11 protein-coding genes are annotated in these 18,998 nt (G+C 65.4%); all 11 read right to left on the minus strand.

Annotated elements, in window-relative coordinates; all coding sequences use genetic code 11:
• Positions 1-4: 4 nt before the first annotated feature.
• Positions 5-1,333, minus strand: coding sequence for a BREX system ATP-binding protein BrxD (gene brxD / locus A39O_RS0118080; protein WP_020506073.1), 1,329 nt, complete (start codon positions 1,331-1,333; stop codon positions 5-7).
• Positions 1,330-4,038, minus strand: a complete 2,709-nt coding sequence (pglZ, locus tag A39O_RS0118085; protein WP_020506074.1) for a BREX-2 system phosphatase PglZ — start codon at positions 4,036-4,038, stop codon at positions 1,330-1,332. The genes brxD and pglZ overlap by 4 nt, the downstream gene beginning before the upstream one ends.
• Before the next feature lie 489 nt (positions 4,039-4,527).
• Entirely contained in the window at positions 4,528-8,193 is a 3,666-nt protein-coding gene (locus A39O_RS0118090; RefSeq protein ID WP_020506075.1) for a DUF6079 family protein, read from the minus strand.
• Positions 8,194-8,209: 16 nt separating this feature from the next.
• Positions 8,210-8,419: an addiction module protein gene (locus tag A39O_RS0118095; protein ID WP_020506076.1), complete on the minus strand. Its 210-nt coding sequence runs from the start codon at positions 8,417-8,419 to the stop codon at positions 8,210-8,212.
• Positions 8,416-8,829 carry a type II toxin-antitoxin system VapC family toxin gene (locus A39O_RS0118100; RefSeq protein ID WP_020506077.1) on the minus strand — a complete coding sequence of 138 codons (414 nt, stop codon included), beginning with the start codon at positions 8,827-8,829 and terminating at the stop codon, positions 8,416-8,418. Before A39O_RS0118100 ends, A39O_RS0118095 begins: the two co-directional genes overlap by 4 nt.
• Positions 8,826-9,080: a hypothetical protein gene (locus A39O_RS0118105; protein ID WP_020506078.1), complete on the minus strand. Its 255-nt coding sequence runs from the start codon at positions 9,078-9,080 to the stop codon at positions 8,826-8,828. The genes A39O_RS0118100 and A39O_RS0118105 overlap by 4 nt, the downstream gene beginning before the upstream one ends.
• A 45-nt stretch (positions 9,081-9,125) precedes the next feature.
• Positions 9,126-12,917, minus strand: coding sequence for a BREX-2 system adenine-specific DNA-methyltransferase PglX (gene pglX / locus A39O_RS0118110; RefSeq protein WP_020506079.1), 3,792 nt, complete (start codon positions 12,915-12,917; stop codon positions 9,126-9,128).
• A 49-nt stretch (positions 12,918-12,966) separates the two neighbouring features.
• Positions 12,967-13,302 (minus strand): helix-turn-helix domain-containing protein, encoded by a 336-nt coding sequence (locus tag A39O_RS0118115; RefSeq protein WP_020506080.1) that lies wholly within the window; start codon positions 13,300-13,302, stop codon positions 12,967-12,969.
• A gap of 328 nt (positions 13,303-13,630) precedes the next feature.
• Positions 13,631-13,864 carry a hypothetical protein gene (locus A39O_RS0118125; protein ID WP_026199513.1) on the minus strand — a complete coding sequence of 78 codons (234 nt, stop codon included), beginning with the start codon at positions 13,862-13,864 and terminating at the stop codon, positions 13,631-13,633.
• A 76-nt stretch (positions 13,865-13,940) separates the two neighbouring features.
• Complete coding sequence (locus tag A39O_RS0118130) at positions 13,941-14,645, minus strand: Uma2 family endonuclease (protein ID WP_020506083.1); 705 nt, start codon at positions 14,643-14,645, stop codon at positions 13,941-13,943.
• A gap of 140 nt (positions 14,646-14,785) precedes the next feature.
• Entirely contained in the window at positions 14,786-18,985 is a 4,200-nt protein-coding gene (gene pglW / locus A39O_RS0118135) for a BREX system serine/threonine kinase PglW (protein WP_020506084.1), read from the minus strand.
• Positions 18,986-18,998: the final 13 nt, after the last annotated feature.

Below are 18,998 nucleotides of genomic sequence, written 5' to 3' on the forward strand. Positions count from 1 at the left end.
ACACTCACAGATCCAGCTCGATGTCGTCGGCGCGAGCAGCCGAGCGGCCCGCGCGCTCGACGGCGGTCAGCTCCTGGTCGCTGACGGTGAGGGCATAGTGTCGGCGCGGATCGAAGTCGGCGAACTGATCGACCCGGTCGAGGACCTCGCCGACCAGCTTCTTCAGAAACACCCGGGGCGCGATGCCGACCTTGCCGCCCAGGGCCCCGGTGACCGCCTGGGCCAGCGCGGCGATATACGCATCGTCGACCACCTGGGTGATACGCTCACCCGCCCGGCCATCCGCGCGCCCCGCGGCATAGAGATCCCGCACCTTGCGACCCACCTCGCAGAGGGCGTCGACGTCGAAGCCCCGCAGGCGGATCTGCACCGCTCTGGGATTGTCGAAGCGGGCATCGGTCGCGAAATCCACCGCGAGGCGTTGCGCCAGGGGCGGCAGTCGCTGCACCCCCATGGGACCATCAAAGAAGGGCGGCGTTCCGGTGACCACCAGATAGAGTCCCGGAAAGCGCCCACTGTCGATCTCGTCCATGAGCTGCCGCAGCGCGTTCAAGCTCTTGTCGCGCACGTCGCCACGCATGCGCTGCAGGGTCTCCACCTCATCGAGGACCAGCAGCAGCCCCGGATGGCCGGAATCCTTGAGGATGGTGAGCACGCCCTGCAGGAAGCTCAGGGCGCCGAAGTGGTCGATGTCCCCTTTGATGTTGGCGCAGCGCTTGATGGCGGCGGCGATGTTCGGCTGACCCGCCATCCAGGCCAACAGGCCGTCGGCGATGTCCTCGTGCCCGGCTAGCAGCGCACGGCGATAGGCACGCAGGGTCAGCGCAAAGGCCGGCGCCGAACGCACCACTTCACCGAGGCGCTTCTCCATCAATGCATCGGTGGCCTGCATCAGAGCTGTGATGTCGTTGGGATCCACTCCGCCCTGCGCGATCACGTCCTCTTCCAACGCAAAGAACCAGGCGTCGATGACATTGCGGAAGGCCCCCGCGGGCGAATCCGCGGTGGTCAGCCGCTCGATCAGACGGCGGTAGACCGTCTCCAGTCGATGCAATGGCGTCTCGGTCTCGGAGATCTGCACCTCGGAGCAGGCGAAACCGATGCGTTGCGCGCGCTCACGCAGCCAACGCACGATGAAGGTCTTGCCGCTGCCGTACTCACCGCGGATGGCCTTGAATTGACCGCGCCCGCGCGCGACCTTCGCCAGATCTTCGTCGAATGCCGCTTCGAAGGGCCTGAGCCCCACCGCGAGCGCATCGAGCCCGTATTGCGGCACCGTGCCGCGCCGCAGCGCGTCGATGATGTCGGCCCGGCGCTGGTGGCTGATGCTCACAGCTCGAACTGGATCTTCAGCGACGCGAGATCGAGCCGGATCGTCTTGGACACCCGATCGATCGCCAGAACCGGATAGCCATCGACATTGAGTAACTTCTGCACGCCCGCCAAGAGTCCGTTCAGGCGGATCTCGGGGAGACCCAAGCCCTGTGCCACGGCGGCGGCCATCTGCTGACCGCCGGCCTGTGACAGCAGCTCCAGGAGTTGCCGCAACTGCGCCTCGCTCACCATCACCCGACCGCCACGCGCCTTCATCTGCGCGTAGACCGGCGAGGCCAGCAGGGCCTGGATCCAATCGTCTCCCCTCTCCACCGCAGGGCTTGGCGTGGGCCGCTCGGCGAAGAGGTCCAGCGTTTGCGCGTCGCGCTTCGACCGCCTGGCGGCGGGCGCCGGCACGGCATCAACGGCCGCCGTGGCAATTGACTCTGAAACAGGATCGAGCGCCCACCAATCGGGCGCTTGTCGCGCGACTTCCTGCCAGCCATCGATCGGGCCGGTCTCGCCGGCATTGCGGTAGACGCCGAACGGAATCAGCACCTCCTGGAGCGAGCCGCCGCCGTGATAGCCCATCTTCTTCGCCGTATAACGAATCCGCTCGGACCAGGGCAGGATGACCTGGTTGCCGGGGAGCACCACGCGCGCGCCCGAAACCTGCACCTCGCCGACCCCGACCGGCTCGGTCACCGGCTTGAAGCGCTCGGTCTCGGCATTCGTCTTCACCAGCGCCATGTCGTGATCCAGCACATGGCCATGGTCGCTCGTGAGGATCACCAGTCTCCTGGATTCCCGCGCGGCCTCCAGGATCTGTCGCAGCACGCCAATCGACGCCACCGACCAGCGCACGGACACCTGAGCGCCGCTGCTCAACTGGTCATCGACCGCGTTGATCACCGCGCCGACGACCTTGTGCGCTTGGCCCGCGATGATTTCCCGTACCCCGTCGGCCAAGGCGCCACTGCCCGGCTGCTGGAGATCGCTCTTGTGAAACAACAGGGGCGGAAACTTCGTCGACGACAGCGCCTTCAACGCGGGATGCGCGGCGAAGGCCTTCTTCTCATCGGCACCGCAGCCCTCGCCCAGCGCGCCGGCCAGCAAGGCAAAGCGGCTGATCTGCGTCACCGTTGGCAAAGCGGCGAGCAAACAGCAGGGCGCGGTGCGCTCCGCGGGTTGCAGCTCCACCCAGCCGTGGTGCAGCAGATCGCCCGCGAGCTCGCGGTAGACGGCATGACTCATCCCGTCGAGCACCAGGACCAGCACCGGCTGCTGCTTCGCCAGGGGGGCGACCAGGCCATCCAGCGCCCGCTCCACCGGCAAGACCGACGCATCGACCTGGTCGCCCCGCGCGATGGCCGGCAGATGGTGCGAGAAGCGTTCGTTCAGCCGCTCGCGCCGCGCGCCGACCTGACTGACCAACTGCGTGTAGACGCGGTTCAGGGCCTCGTGTTCGTCGCCCGACCAGAGACGACCGCGCGCCCAGTCCAGATAGCCGCCACTCGCGACGTAATCCTGGACTTCCTGGAGCAAGCTCCCGCGCTCCACCTCCGCTGTCTTCAGCCAACGGCAGGCGCGCACCGCCAACTCCGCTTTGCTGAGCTGCTCTGTGCGGACCTTGGCCAGTTGATGACGCCGCAGATCCGCCAAGGCGGCGAGCGCGGGCGCGATCGGTTTGCCCGCGAGCGCCGCTGTGAGCGCCTGCGCGAGCCGATCGAGCCGCTGTCCGTATCCGCCCGGCAGCAAGTCGGACGCGGCGGCAAGCGGCTGCATGTCGAGACTCGCGAGGAGCTGCTCGGCTTGCGCCAGCGCAGCATTGAGCACGCGATAGGGATGCTCGACCAGGAGCCGCTCGAGGTAACAGACAGTGGTCCGCCCATAGTCCTCCAGCGTCGCGTCGGCGATCCGAGCGCCGCCGATCACGCGTTCGCGCAAGCGTCCCCTAGCCTGGAACAAGGCCTGATCGGGCGTCAGACCGGCGCGATACAGCACCGAGCAGACCAGGCCAATCGCCACCATGTCGCCCGCGTGCCCTTGTCGCCACAGGCTTAAGACCAGCTCGGTCGACGCGCCCAGTCGGGGCGCGAGCCAATCGCCCAGATGCGCGACCACGGTCGCGGGGAGTGCGCAAACCGCCGCGTCGACCGCCGCTGCGCGCGACCAATCCAGGAGCGCGTCCAGATCGAGCGCTTCACCCGCGAAATCGAGCAGCGCCAACGCCAGGGCGCGCCATGCCTTGTCGAAATCCAGCACATCGCCGAACGCAATCCGCCCACGATAGCGCTCATAGCCGTCGACCAGCGCCTCGGCGATCCAGCGGTAGGACTTGGCCGTCAGCCGCGGGTCGATCTGCCGCACCCGCAGCAACTGCTCCAGGGTGCGCCAGGGGCTGATACGCTTCGGCTCGCAACCCCAGAGGCGTGCCAGGACATCCTTGGACAGCCGTGTCTCATCGAAGGGCGAGAGCATCACCAACCGCTCGGCACCGGGCCGGTGGGCCACCAGCAACTCACGCATTGCCAGCTCCGAGGGGCAATAGACGACCCGCAGCGCCGTGTCCGACAACTGTCGTCGCCGCTCGCGCGGTTCGATGGGCTCGGGCCAGACCAAGGCAATCCGATCGGCCTGGGCATCCTTGGTCAGGATCGCCTGCACCTGGGTGAGTACGGCGCTTGGGAGTTCGGCGTGCTCGGAGACGGGCGGATTCAACAAGGCTAGCGCCTGGTCCAGGCCAGGGCTTGATCGGTTTCGTCGGAGACGGCCAGGTTCCAGCGTGTCATCAGGGATCTGCTCGATAATCGGTGTTTAGGTGATTTCCTGAAATTATAGCCATCGGCCTTGATGACCGGACCTAGCAGCCTGTCGGACTTTAGGCGATTTCCGAATAAGACGCTATCAAGAATCAAGCTCCGTAGGAGCCCGCTTGCGGGCGACGTGACCTGCCGGAATCGCGCCATTGTGNCCCCACCCGTCGCCCGCAAGCGGGCTCCTACGGATTTCCGAATAAGACGCTATCAAGAATCAAGCTCCGTAGGAGCCCGCTTGCGGGCGACGTGACCTGCCGGAATCGCGTCATTGTGCCCCCACCCGTCGCCCGCAAGCGGGCTCCTACGGGTTGGATTTTTCGCGGAAATCACCTTACGTTAGATTGTGGAGCAACAAAAAGCCTTTTTGTTGACTCGGCGGGNTTCAAACCCGCCCCTACAGCTCATCCGTATCCCCAAGAACCTGATAGCTGATGTCCAGGGTCACACCGTCGCGCAGCAGTGGCTCGATCTCCTTCAGCACACGGCGGGCCTCACCGACCTTCAGACCCTGGCGGTTGTCTTGCTTCAGCACCGTCTTGCCCTTGGGTATTAAGGGCGGGTCCGGTGGCGGCTTGATCGGCGGATCGACCACCGGCGGGCGCTGGATCAGCCGTGTCGCGTCCGCCTGGGCCTGCTTGAGCGCATCGGCGAGCGATGTCACCAGCTCGTCCGCCGCCAAGGCGTCGGCCACGGCACGCTTGATCCGCACGCCCTCGCCACCGCCCCAGACGGTCTCCAACAAGGCCCAGTTGTTGTCCGCGATGGCGTGACTCACCCGCGTTGCCGCGACGATGCTGCGGGCGAGCGCCTGCAGGCTGGTGACCGGCTTGATGCCCGCCAGGGCGTCGACCAAGGCAGGTCCCTCCTGCGTCTGCAGAGCTTCCAGCAACTGTGCGGCGAGGCTGGCATTGGCGAGTCGATGGCCGCTCGCCGACAGACCCAATGCTCTGAGCTGGTCTGTCAGATCAGCCAGCAGCGTACGACAGGGCTCCAGATAGGTAGCGACCGTGTCGCGCACGTCCTTCTGCAGCGCGTTCTGGTTGCTCGCCGTGCGTAGTGGACTGGTCGTCAGACCAAAGACGGCGCCGGCGTGATCCAAGGCCCGCTTCCACTGCTCCGGCTCCGCCAGATCCTGCTTGATCAGCACCAGTTCGTCACGGATGTCCTTCAAGGTGACATCGTCGTACGGACCGCCGTGGAAGGTGAAGGCGTACTGTCCCTGCTCGGCGAAGACTCGGACCAGCAAATTCTGCACGACCATCGGCAAGCCCCGCGGGCGCGGCTGGTCCATCGCCTCGCGCAGCGCCCGCACGGTCAGGTCCCCACCCGCTCCGCTCCCGGACTGGGCCAGCGCGCGGCTCAGTTGCTGCGGCCAGTCCTCCTTGAAGATAAAGTGACGCTCGTGCATCTCGCCAAGCTTCAGTGGCTGGGCGATCTGACGCATCAGCGGGCGCAGCGGGCCCTCGACGTCGATGCGCCCGTGCGGCGCATGGATCGCGCGGCACAGCTCGGTGAACACCCGGCCCAGGTCCGCTGGGCGGACTTCGCCGTCGAATTCGGGGTGATCCGGGTACTGAGCGGTCAAAGCCTGCCCGAGCAATTGCTCGAAGGCCTTCGCCATGGTGGTGCCCGACGGGGGGCGTGGGGTAAACCCCGGCTGCAGCGACATGAGCTGCGACTCCAGCAGATCGCTGTGGTCGAGCGAGCCGGGCAAGGCCGCCGCCACCCCATAGGCGCCGATCAGGACGTCCTTCATCTGCTGGCGCAACTGGCTGCGCTGATTGTCGAGCAAGGTCCGCGCGCTCACGCGATCCTGCGGGCTCAAATGACGACTGTAGCGGTTGAAGCTGTCCTCGCTCTTGAGGATGTCTTCCAGCACGACCAGTTTGCCGAGGTTCTTCTGCGCGCTCCGGCTCAGAAAATAGGGCAGCCAGCAGATCGTCCGCGCCTGCCCTCCCGCGGCCTCGAAGTCCCGCACGCGCGCCTGATCGTCGGTCGGTGAGTAGTTCCCGGTGTCGAAGGGAAAGTCGATGATGACCTTCCATTGGTCGTCGCGGGACTCGAACAGACTGTCGTCGGTCATTTCGCGGATGTTCTGGAACAGCACCTCCACGCGCCGGCGCGTCCCGCGCCACAGCCACTCGTGCTCGACGAAGATCTGCGTGTCGTCGCGGATGCCGAAGGCGTCGAAGACCATCTCCTTGACCAGGCGCCGGCGGTTGCCTTCGTTGTCGTTGATGCGCGCCTGTTCGATGATGCTCTCGGTATCCACGCCCGAGAGCTGCACGCCGATGGTGGGATTGGGGTCGTCCGAGATCTTGATCTCGCCCACCTGCCCCGCCCATTTGCGGCACTTCTGCAGCACCGTCCGGGCCTCTTGGCCGGGGATGGGCGAGCGGATGGTGCCATGATTCAGGGCCGCGAGCTTGGTCGCGGTGAGCTGCTTGAAGCTCTCCACCTCGGGGACCAGCGCCGCCAGCACCAGGGTCTTCAACAGGCGCAGATCGTTGTTGAAGGCCTGCCGTTTGGCATCGGTGGGCGGCAGCTCCTGGAGCGCCTGACCGGTGATCTGGTGCTCCTGCTCCAGGACCGGGATCAGCTTGCGCTCGAACAACAGCTTGGCGTTGTCGAAATGCTGCCGCATCTGCTCCGAGAAAGGCTCGGCCTCGGAGGCGATGACGTCATAGAGGTCGCCGACCGGGATGAGGCTTCCCAGCGCCAGGGTCTCGCGCTGCTCCACCAGCAGCATCAGCATCACCTTGAGCGCCGTGCGCTCGCGCTGCAGTGCCGAGGAGAGCGCCACCAGCGCCTGCACCAGGGCCGGGCTGAAGGGATAGAGCGCGCGGAACATCTCCCGGTCGCCGTTGCTGGTCAGCAGCAGGTTGAAGGCCTCCTCGCGCATCGTCTGCGTCTGCGCGAAAGACTCCTCGATCCGGGCCTGGGCGGACGCGTTCAGTGGTTGCAGCAGACGCCGCTGGGCGATCACCGGCAGGTTGCGATCCTCCAGCGTGATGGTGTGGAAGCGGCCCTCCCAGTATTTCAGCGAGTCGCTCAGAATCTCCTGCTCGACGCCGCTGTATTGGTCGCCGACGAACTCACGCAGGTCGCGCTGACGGGCGATGAAGCTGATCAGCGGCAGCTCGCGCGGGATGCCGGTCTCCACCAGCTTGACGACCTTCTGGATCTCGCTGCTGATAAAGTGACGGTCGGACAGGCGGCTGGCGAGCCAGAGGATCAGCTCGTCGAGGAAGAGGACGACCGCGTCGTAGCCGAGCGCCTTGGCGTGCCGGGTCATGACGCGCAGCCCTTCGTCGAACTCGAGATAGCCGCCGCTTTGCGTGTTGGCGAGATCGGCAAAGGACTTGAACAGTGACCCGACCAGATCGCCGACCAAGCGTACCCGGTCATCGTCGCCCGCCTGCCCGCTGACCACGGCATCGAAGCTCACCGCATCCCAGCCCGTGGCAGCGTCGCCCCAACCATCGTGGCTCCCGTCGGCACCGCCCACGGCGTTCAGCGCGCCGAAGAAGGTCGCATCCCCCATGTGACCACGCATCGCCTGGGCATCGGCGAACAGGCGCTCGCCCATGTAGAAGCCGGGCACCGGGGCTTGCGGATGCCGCTTGCGGATGTAACGCGCATAGCCCCCGAGCACGCCGGACTCGATGCTCGCGGCGCCGATCATGTGATACGGCACCAGCAGGATGTTGCGGCTCTGCATCCAGTCGCTGTGCTTGGCGACCGCCGGTCCCAGTTCCGGGATGGCGCGCGCCTGGACGTTGCCCTGCAACAGCAGGTGCAGCACCGCCATGAAGTGCGACTTACCGGTGCCGAAGCTGCCGTGCAGATAGGCGCCCTTGTTGCGGTTCTGCTGGCTGGTGGCGGTGCTTTTGATGAAGCTCAGGGCATCTTCGAAACAGCGGGCGAGCTGCGGGGTGACGACATAGTCCTTGAGGGTCTGTTCGACGGCGTCCGCTTCGAGGCCGCTGGCCAGGTTGAGCACGAAATCGCCGCGCTGGACGCGCTCGGGGATGTGGATCAAGTCCTTGATGAGTGTCATCGAATCTCTCGCATGCTTACTGTGGTCGCCTTGCTTTCAGCGCGTCGAGCGAAAGAAACACGGCCTCACCCGCGCCAATCTTGCGCTGCCGTTCTTTCAGGATCTCGCCGTGCCAATCAGGTGACTCCAGTTCGGTAGGTGCCTGGCAGAGCGAGTCCCAAAGTAGCTCCATCGTCTGGATCTTTTCCTCGACCGACATCTGATCGAGTTGCAGGTTGGGTTTCATCGTAAGAGATTCTCGAATGGCTTGGTGTTCTTCCATCGGTAGGTATGGAAATCGCGGCGGTCGGTACTCAGGATGCGCCCGTGACCCAAGGTTTCAGCCACCAACACCAGAGATGCATCGGCAAGATCCATGGGTAGATCGGCATAGGTTTGCATCAAAGTTTCCAGGCGCTCCGCCTGGCCTGAGTCGATGTCGAGCACCATGAAGACACCCTGCCGATACATCTCGATGAACTTTAGCTGCGCCGTGATACCGCGTCTTTGCAGCAGCAAATGGCAAACTTCGGTCATCACCGGCCAGGTCGTGATCAACGCCTCGTTGAGGGTGCTGAAGGTCTTGAGGGCGAGCGCATGGTAGTCGTCCTTGGGGTTTCCCAGAGCCACCCAAAATCCGGTATCCGCAATGATCATGCCTTGTCCGACCAGTCCAGATGCTCTTTATAACGCGCCGAGAAATCGGCTTCGGCCTCGAAACTGCCGATGAAGCCGATTTCCTGGGCCTTGCGTAAGGCATTCGCGCCAACCAATGGGGCTTGCGGTAACGCGGCATGGCGGTCTACCGATGACACCGTGACTTGTACCTCCTGATCGGCAAATTCCTTCAACGGCAGATGCAGGATGCCGTCGGCTGCAATTCGGGTGGTGATCTCGAGTCTTCGCATGTGATTGATCGCCTGTGGATGTGATTCAAGGAACGATTGAATCGCTCAGCCGGTCCGCCTTCGCCCGCGCGCGGGCGCCGCCGGCTCCCAGTCCGACAGCGCGTCGCGGGACAGATCCAAGTGACGCAGTTCTTCGAGCAGGAAGCCCTCGTAATAGTCGCCCAGACGCTCACCAAGCTCGGGGTCGAGGGTGTTGTGCCACTGCTTGAGCCAGGGGATCAGCTCGTCGAGCGCGACCAGCATGGGCATGAGGCGCTCGGCGTCCCAGCCGTCCTGTTCCTTGCGCTCCAGATACCAGGTGGCAATCGCCTGGGCGCGTTGCAGATGATCGAGCCCGGCCCAGCCGATGACCAGGGTGGAATCGCCGGAGCGCTCGCAGCCGGGCAGGCTGAAGAAGCGCTCCTTGGGCACGTCGAGCTTGCCGCGCAGGCCCCAGTAGCTCGGTTTGCGGAAGTCGGTGGAGGCGTACTTGGGCGGCAGCGGGATGTCGCCGATCTCCTGGGCCTTGAGCGCCCGTGCCTGCTCGGCGGTCAGGGACCGCGGGTCGGCCGGATCGAGCGCGGTGCGGGCGTCGATGGCATCCTCGGCGCGTTGCTTGTCCCAGGTCTCCCGCCAGGCGTGGAACTTGGGCATGGCGCTCGGCTTGTAGCGGGCGGCGGCCATCTGCGGCACTTGATCGCCCTCGACCAGCTCGCCGACCAGGGTGCGGGCGTCGAAGGTGTCTGAGCCGGTGTAGAGCGCTGCGACCTGCTGGAAGGCCGCATCATGGCGGGCGCGCTCGGCGAGCTGGGCGACCGGTAGGGTCCGCTGCGCGGACCCTCCCCGCTCGGACGATCGGCAAAGCCCCTCCAGAAAATCCAGCAGCCAATCCCGCAGCGCGCGGCGCCGACGGCTCTCCCAGGGCTCGCGATTCCAGCGGCGCTTGTATTCGGGCTGCTCGATGAGGCGAACCCAAGGGTTGTCGGCCATCGCCTGGAGCCGGCGCTCGGTCAATGCCCGGTAGTCCGCCGGCCAGTGGGCGGGGATTTGTGTGATCGGGGTGCTGTTGTGGCGGGCGAACCAGGTGGTCTGGGTTTCGCCAGTGGCCAGGCGGCGGGCCAGGAGGATTTCAAAGGGACGCTCGCCGAGGCGGATCTCGGGTGGGGTCGCGCCGTGGCAGAGATCTTCGTCGGTCAGGCCGTAGAGACGGTAGCTGAGCCAGTCCAGTTCTTCCTGGAGGGCGATTAAATCCCCCCCTGCCCCCCCTTTTTCAAAGGGGGGGTGAGTAGCGGCGACGCTTGAATCCACTGCTAACCCAGTCCCCCCCTTCATCAAAACACCACCCTCAATTCCCCCCTTTGAAAAAGGGGGGTTAGGGGGGATTCCCTCCCCTCCGCGCCCACTTTGCTCAAGGGCGAGATCGCCGACATCGAATTGACGACTGAGGATCCTCGCCGGCTCCCGCTCCGCAAGCTCCCGCGCCAATGCGTCGAGCTGTCGGGCGAGATCGCGTGCTTGGCCTTCGGGGTCTGCAGCAATTGGAAACGCCCTCAGGCCAGTTCCGGCGATTTGATAGAATTGCTCCCATTCTTCGCTTACAAATCCCCCGCCCGTTCCGCGAGCGCCTTTGTTATGAAACACCTGCTTCATCCAGAAACAGGCGGTCGAGCTGTTGAGCAGGGCCAGCAGCGTCAGATGATCGTCCTCGCTCGCATCGGCAGGTAACTTGATGACCGGCGCGGTTTGCTTGAAGACCTTGCAGCCCCGGTCGAGGACGAAATGATTGTGGGTAGCCACTTCGGCGAAGGTGATGGAAAGCGGCGAGCGAAATCGCTGTGGAAAAAACATCGAATGCTCGTACCAGCGCAATCCACGCTCTTCAATGAACTGTCCGAAATCCTTGCGGTGTCGCAGATGGCAACGAAAAGTCCAGAAGTGTCGTCCGATCGTTTCGGGCAACGCCGTCAACGGGTTCGCCGTTTGGAGATCGTAGGGCATCAATGACCATTCTCCGGGCACGATCTCCCAGTCGCGCACATCCTCTCCGATGACCAGCGGCACAGCCGTGTCAAGCATCTTGCGGGTGGCGACTGTGCTACCCGGCATGTAGAAAACCTCGTCCTCGCCGGTATGCGTCGTCCGGCCAATCTCCAGAATGCGCTCTTCAAGCAAAGCGACATCATCGCCTTCCAACAGCACTTTCAGATCCGACGCACCACCGCCCCCAACACTCCACGGATGGCTCGCATACAACCCCCGCTCCTGATCCACCACGCTGACAAACGCATTCTCACTCCCCGGCCGCTCCAGCAGATCCACGATCGACCGCCAAACCTTCCCTTGCGCCGCATCCTCCGGCGCGCCCGGCTCGCCGCGAATCCCCAGCACCGCGCGCAGCCGATCGCCCTGAGGCATCCGGTTGCGCCCGAAGAGGATCACCGTCGGCGTGCCGTGACCTGGAATATAGGCGCCCGAGGTATCGATGACATGGGTGAGATCCTTGCGCGGCAGATAGTCCTCGATCAGCTTTTTGCCGAACTCGCGCTTCATGAAAGAGTTGGCGGTGATCATGCCGACGAAGCCGGCCGGGCGATTGTCCTCCGCGGGCAGCGTTAGATCGAAGAAGCGCTCGGTGAAGGGCACACCGAGGGAGTATTGGCGGTGACAGGCCAGGTACTTGTCCCGATACGCCTGATTCAGCGCCTTGTCCTTGACGGTGATATAGGGCGGATTACCGACCACGACCTGATAGCGCTGTCCGAGGATGCGTTCCAGCTTGTCCCGGTCCTCCACCTCGAAGACATGGGCGAGCGAGTCGTCCAGCAGATCGCGCTGGTGGCCCTGCCCCTGCCATTCGTGCCGCCGCCCGTGCAGCAGCGAGTCGCCGACGGCGAGGTTGAAATGGAAGTCGGGGGCGTCCTTGAGCCGGTCGCTGCCCGCCGCCTTCATGGCCGCGATCAGCAGCCGGAAGCGGGCGATGGCGATCGCATAGGGGTTGATGTCGACCCCGTGGATGGCGTCGAGCGCCCGCTGGGCCAGGGCGCGGGCGTTGGTGGCGGGCTCGCGCTGCTGCCAGTCGGCGAACAGCCGCTCGAAACCGGTCAGCAAGAAATGGCCGGAACCGCAGGTGGGGTCGATCAACTTGAGTCCCGGCAGACCGAAGGCGGTCTTAGCCGGCTCCAGGGTGTAATCGAGGATGAAACGCTCGACGAACTCGGGGGTCTGGAGCAGCGCATAGCGCTTGCGCACGCTCTCGGAGAGGTCCTGATAAAGATCTCCGAGGAAGCGGGTGTCCCACTCCGGGTCGGTGAAATCGTGGAGGATCGCGCCGGTCTCGGGGTCGAGCCGCTGGAAGAAGTCGATCAGCGCCTTGGCGCCGTCGGCCGAGAGGGGGAGCTGCCAGAGCGGGTTGTGGGCGCGGTCGAGCAGCTCGGCCATCACCGGCAGCGACTCAAGCTCCGTGAAGACGGCCAGCAGATAGTCGCGCTCGGCATGGGTGGGATGCGCATTGAAATAGACGGTCAGGCGGTCCTTGGCCTGTTGCAGCGCGCCTTGATCTGCGCGATGGCTCGCCCCGGCCGCCGGCCCCGAGAGGAGCGGCGCCTCCAGCAGCCGGTTGTCTTCCAGAAAGCGCACGAAGACGCAGGTCAGCACCCAGGCCGCCGCGGCCTGGGTGATCTGCGCCTCGCGCCAGGCAACGAAGTGCTCGGCGGTGCGGTTGGCGGCCTGGGCCTTGGCGTACTCGGCCTGGAGGTGGGCCTCCAACTCCGGTCGGGTCCGGCTGTAGTCCAGGATGTCGCGTTCCAGTTTGGGCAGGTGGGACTGGAGATCGGCGAGGAGGCGTTGGGGGTGGATCATCGAGGGCTTGTCCTTATTTTTCCCGGTCTTCCTGGTCGATGAGCAGCGGTCAACCGATGGCGATCGTCAGGTGTCCGACCGGCTCGGCCGCGGGCTTGACCTTGATCTCGATGTCGTACCCGAGCCGGTTCAAACACTCCATCAGCTTGCGTTCGGACAGATTGGCGAAGTCGCCGCGCAGCAGGGCCGACACCTTCGGTTGCGGGACACCCATGCGGCGGCCGGCTTCTTCCTGCGTAAGGCCGAGCTTGCGCACGGCCCGGGTGATCTCGATCACCAGACCGGACTTGATCTTGAGTTTCTCGGCATCGGGCAGGCCAAGGTCGGCAAAGACGTTGCCGGAACCCGTTTCGACCTCGATGCCTTCAAGGACGCGTTTTTTCATCTCTCATCTCCTTCGCGATCGTCTCAGCCGGACGTAGTGGCGGGTTTCAAACCCGCCTCTACACCAAGGCTCTGTCCGGATATCAGGTAGGAAGGCTATAACTATACCATAAACGGTATAAGCGAGACATGGAGCGGGGTTAGGGGCCGGCGCGGTGGTTCAGCCACGCCAGTCGCGCAGATGCTGATCAGCCAATGGGGCGGTTGCAGGACGGGGTGATCACCACGCGCGACAGCGGCCATCAACGCGGTCGCACGCTCGGTATCGGCCTCGCGCTCCGGGTCCTGGAATAGCCACTTGATGATGACACTGGCGTCGATAACGAGGATCACGGGCGGCCGATTTCGCGCGACGCGCGGGCCGCCGCCTCGGTCAACGCCGGTCGCTCGACGCGTGCCGCGGTCAACTGCTCGAAGGCGGCCTGACGCCGGCGCTGCTGATCGGCCTCGGCGATGGCCTGTTGCATCAGCCGGACGATCACGGCGCTCTTGTTCTGACCCGAGAACTCGCGATTGAAAGCGTTCCGGAGGTCGTCCGGGATGCTGAAGTTCATGGTGGCCATGATGGGATGTCGATTGTTGAAATCTTCGACAATCTTAGACGCCGGGTCCGTCACCGGCAAGGGAGGTGATCCAGGCTCACGGCTCGAACCCCAGGGCACGCAACCGCTCGGCCAGTTGCTCCGCACGCGCGTGTTCCTGCTCGGCACGGGCACGCTCCTGTTCGGCACGCGCACGCTCCTGCTCGGCACGCGCCGCCTCATCGCGCAAGCGCGCGGCNAGTTCGACCGAGGTCAAGAACGGCTGCCCCTGCGGATCGAAGATCTCCAGCGTCTCGCCGGTCAACGCAAAGCGAATACCCAGCCGCGGGCTGACCCAGCCCTTCAAGTGCGACATCCGCCGCAGCCGCCCCTCCTGGCGTAGCCAAATCTCCAGCGTGTTGGCGGACGGATCGTAGACGTAGTATTCCTCGACCCCGTAGGTATCATAATAGGCCAGCTTGTCGGCCATCTCTTTGAGACTGTTCGCCGGCGAGAGGATCTCGAACACCACCTGGGGGGCGACGCCACCCTCTTCCCATTGCTTGTAACAGCCGCGGCGGCCCTTGGGCCGGCCGATGGCGACCATCACGTCCGGGGCCACCGGGCCGGCGATCCGCCGGTCGGGAACCGGATACCAGAAGAGATCCCCGGCGACGAAAACCTGCGGGTCCTGCCCAAAGAGGATCTCGAGATTCTCTTTGATCTTGACCAGCCACTCATACTGCTCGGTATTCTCCGCCATAGGCTCGCCGTCGCTCTCCGGATAGGGGTCATCGGGGTCGAAATGCGCGAGGGGATTCATCGCCGCGGTCCTCCTCTGGGGGTTGGCGTCAGTCGCAAGTGTAACCGAAGGCCGTCAGCGCGAGCGCCTCCGGTTTCGATAGCGCCTTGAAGCACCTTGGCGTCTTGGCGCCTTGGCGTGCGCAATTGCCGGATTGAGGATCACGAGGCGTCCGCTACGACCGGCTGGAGCCAGGCACTCGGAATGCGCGCGAACTCCCGACTGCCGGCACCGCTCGGCACACTGACGCCGTCGATGATGGCCGCGGTGGCTGCCAACTCGTTGGCGATGAGCAGTAGTAGGGCCGGCGCCCGCGGGGCGTCCTGCAGGTGTTGGCGCAGTTCACCGAGCCAGGTGTCGACCAGACCATAGCGACCGATCAGTCCAGGGTCGGTCAGGAGAACCGGTCGGTCCGCCGCTTTGAGCTCCGCGGTCATCGCCGGCAGGACACGGCGGACCAGCCCCTGCAAACGCGACCAGTCGACACTGCCGGGGTCGGCGGCATCGGCCTTCAGCACGACCTGCCAGTTGGGCGGGTTGGCCATGCCGTCGCACAGACGGTGCAGATGGCGCAGCAGGAGGTCGTCGAAACTGACGACCTGCAACGCGAAGGTCGCGGCGAGCTGCTGCTGCGCCCGCTGCCACAGCCGGGGCCGCACCGAAAGGGCCAGAAAACGCCCGGAGTCCAGCGCGTTGCGAACGCTCTGTTCGAATTGCTTCAGCTCGCGGGTGGGGGAGCTAGCCCCCGCCTCATGCTGGGTGTAATGAACGCTGGTGCGGGTGGCGGCGAGGGTGCTGCCGTCGCCCAGGGCGCCGGCCTGCGGCAGACAGTAGGCACCGCGCTTGCCGCCGTGTTCGGCCTGGGGATCCCAGACGAAGCCCAGCTCGAGCCGCCCCAGCAGGTCATCGAGCTCCCGCCGGCCGGGAAGCGGCAACGCCTCAGGATAGCGACCCTGGATGCGGTCCTGCACCTCGGCCACCGAGAGCTTGGGCGTGCCGAGCAAGGCGCCCTGGGCCAGCTCGAGACTGCGCTCGGCGGGCATGCCCTTGGGGTAAAACTCCGCGCGACTGGAGAGCGCGGCCCCCTGCGAGGCGGCGACGGCCAGACGCAGCAGTCGGTGGTTGCTGAGCCCGGCGAACGAATCCGGGGCCGGAAGTGCGCGGATGCGCTCCAGGGCGCGCACCGGCGACAACAGGGGCTGCTGCTCGGCGCATTCGTCGGCGAGCTGGCCCAGGGCCTCGACGTAGTCCGCCAGCGCCTCACCCAGCCCCTGAGTGTCGTCGGCGATGAGGATGCGCTTGCCGCAGCGGCGCAGGATCCAGCGCGACTCCCGGCGGGCCAGCTCGGTCTCGATCGCGGCCCGTACCACGGCCTGCGCCCAGCGATCGCGGATCGGCGAGGGCCGTACCGAGCCGCGGCGCAGCAAGATGGCCTCCCCCAGCTCGACCGCGGTCATGACACCGCCCTGCTCCGCGAGGAGCGTGGCGATATCCTGGCGTAAGCGGGTGATGAAGGTGTTCTTGCCCCACTGCGCCAGGACGCGCGTTTGGAGATCGCGTGCTGCTGCGGACTCCATGCTGATCTCAGCGCCGAGGGTGATGAGGGTGGGCCAATGGACGTTGTCCGCGGGCCTGGCGGTGTCGGCATCGAGACGGCCCAGGTATTCGGTGAGGAAGCTGTAGCGGGCGTGGTCGGCTGTCTTGGTCTGGGGCGGCCGGATGCTGCGCATCAATTGGTCGACGCTGATGAGCAGGCCGTCGCTCTTGATCGGGGCGGGCGGGATCGCCTCGCTCCCGGCCCGGCTGGGTTCCGGGGGCGCAAGACGGGCCTGCAGGCGTGCGATCACCTCCGAGAGTTCGCGCCGGGTCTGGGTCCCGACCCCCGTCATGCGCACCAGCTCGTTGCGCGGCAGACGGATGAGGTCAGCGACGCGATTGATGTTGAGCCGGCTCAGGGTATCCAGCGCCTGGGCGGAGAGCGGGAGCAGGCCGATCTGGGTGTCGAGCCCGGCCTCGCCAATCGGACAGGATGGCGCCGCGTCGCCCTCGCCAGGGTGCAAGGTCGTCTCCCGCTTAGCCTGGTCGAAGTGCTGACGCCAGGCGCGGCGCATGTCCTCGGCATTGCCGAAGCGCGCCTTGACGTCCCTGGCCAGCGCCGTGCGGAAAAAACCGGCCAGGCCATCACGCACGCTCGGGTCGAAGACGGCGGGGTCGATCTCCAGGGCGCCTTCGATCAGTGGCGGCAGCCCCTCCCCGTCCGCCCAGGTCGGTAGCCGGCCGGTCGCCATCTCGTAGAGCGTCAGGGAGGCGGCGAAGCGCTCGGCGTAGTCGTCCCAGCGCCGACGGCCCGGGTCGCGGATGAAGGGGTCCATGTAGGCCAGGGTGCCGGCGGTGAAATTCTCAGCGCTGAGGCTCGCCAGCGAGAAGTCGAAGAGCACCAGATGCAACTGGCGGCCCTGTTTCATCAGGCCGATATTCTCCGGTTTGATGTCGCGGTGGGAGATGCCCTTCTCCTCCAGGTGGCAGAGGGCGCTCAGGAGGTCGTCACCGAAGCGCTCCAAGAGCTCGAGCGCAATGGGGCCGAGCTTGCGCAGGCGCTCGGCCAGCGTGCCCTCGGCGGCATAGTCGAGGAGCAGGCCGGTGTGACCGAGGACGTCGTGGGTCTCGTGGTAGGCAATGATGGCCTGATGCCGCAGCTTAGTCAGGGTCTCCGCTTCCTGGCGTAGGCGCTGATTGTGCTCGGGAGTGGCGGCCAGTTTGAGCACGCGCTCCTGCCCGCACTGCATGACGACGAAGGCGACCGAGCTGGCCCCGCGCCCGAGGCGCTTGGTCACCAGGAGGCCGCCCTCGAAGGTGTCACCGGGGCGCGCCGCGGCGGGATCAGTGCGGCGTTCGCTGTCGGGACGGCTGAGCTCGTCCTCGACCAGGTTGAGATACTCGATGAACTCACCGACCGAACCGATGCGACTGCCGGTGTCCGGGTGGGTAGCGTATTGGATGAGGTCCTGTAGCTCGCGGCCGGCACCGTTGAGTGCGTCGGTGATCTGCAGCCCCTTGCCGCGACTGAGCTTGTCCTGCAGTTCCAGATCGTTCGCGGCGGGCGGCCGGCCGGTGAAGAGCAGGTAGGCGATGGCGCCGAGCGAGAAGACGTCGAGATAGACGCTGTCGCTCGCGTTGGCGCCCAACGCATCGGTGTGGGCCTCGAGCGCGAGATAAGGACCGGCCTCCTCCTGGATGATGCAACTCAGGTGGCTGAGTGCTGTCAGTTCCCGCGAGTCGCTCTCGAGCGCGCGCCGCGCGGTGGCCCAGTTGGCGATCTTGACGCAGAGCCCGCCGTCACCGTCGTTGCGCACGTAGATGCTCTGCGGGCTCAGCGCTCGATGATAGAGCCGTTTGCCATGGGCAAAGCGCACGGCTTCCGCGATCTGACGCAGCAGTGTCACTGCCTCCAGTGTCTCCAGCGTTTGGCCGGCGCCGAGCCCGATCAGGAAGTGGTCGAGGCGCACGGCGGCGGGGTCGTGCTCGTAGACCAGGGCCGGCCCCTGATCGTGCTGTTGATAGTCCCGCGCCTGGAGGATGCCGGGATGCTCGATGCCTTCGAGCAGTCGAAACTCCAGCTTGGCGGCGTTGCGCAGGGTGGCGGCCTCCTGCTCGGACTTGCCAAGGGTGAGATAGATGCGGATGCGCCGCTGCACGCCTGTTTCAGAGTGGGTGGCGAGCCAGTCCTGGAAGTGATCCGCCTCATCCAGCAGATCATTGAGCGCGTAGAGTCCCACGCGCCGCGTTCGCAGGGATTCTTTGATGCCGGCCTCCTCAAGGGCGCGCGCGACGACCTTGGAGATCGGCCGGTCGAGCGGACGATGCTTCCAACTGCTGTCGATGGAACAGAGCGCATCCATGACGTTCCTGCGGGTACATACCTGTAGGCGCGCCGGCCCCAGCAGCTTGTTGACGACGTTTTCGGCGGACAGGAAGACCAGCGTCTCGATGAAGGGGATGCGCTCCTTCGCCTTCAGTGCCGAGCGCTGGCTTTCGAGCAAGGATTTGAGCTTCTTGGCCTTACGATCGGCCAGCAAGCGCGGATTGTCGAAGACGCGACGGCGCCCCTCGTGGGTCCAAACCCAGGTGCCGGCGTCGCCGCTGATCTCGCCGGGGTGCGACTTGATCTCGATGAGGAAGAACCCCTTGGGGGTCAGGATGAGGTTGTCGACCTCGTTGATGGAACCGTCTTGCGCGATGAATTCAAAGTTAGCCCAAGCACGGTAGGGCTCATGGTCGGGTAGCTGGCCTTTAAGAAAGACCAATGCCTCACGCTCCCAGGCGAAATCCGACGGGGTGATCTGCTTCCAGAGTTTATCCATGGGTCACTGCGGC

The organism is Lamprocystis purpurea DSM 4197 (genome assembly GCF_000379525.1).
Classification (GTDB): domain Bacteria; phylum Pseudomonadota; class Gammaproteobacteria; order Chromatiales; family Chromatiaceae; genus Thiodictyon; species Thiodictyon purpureum.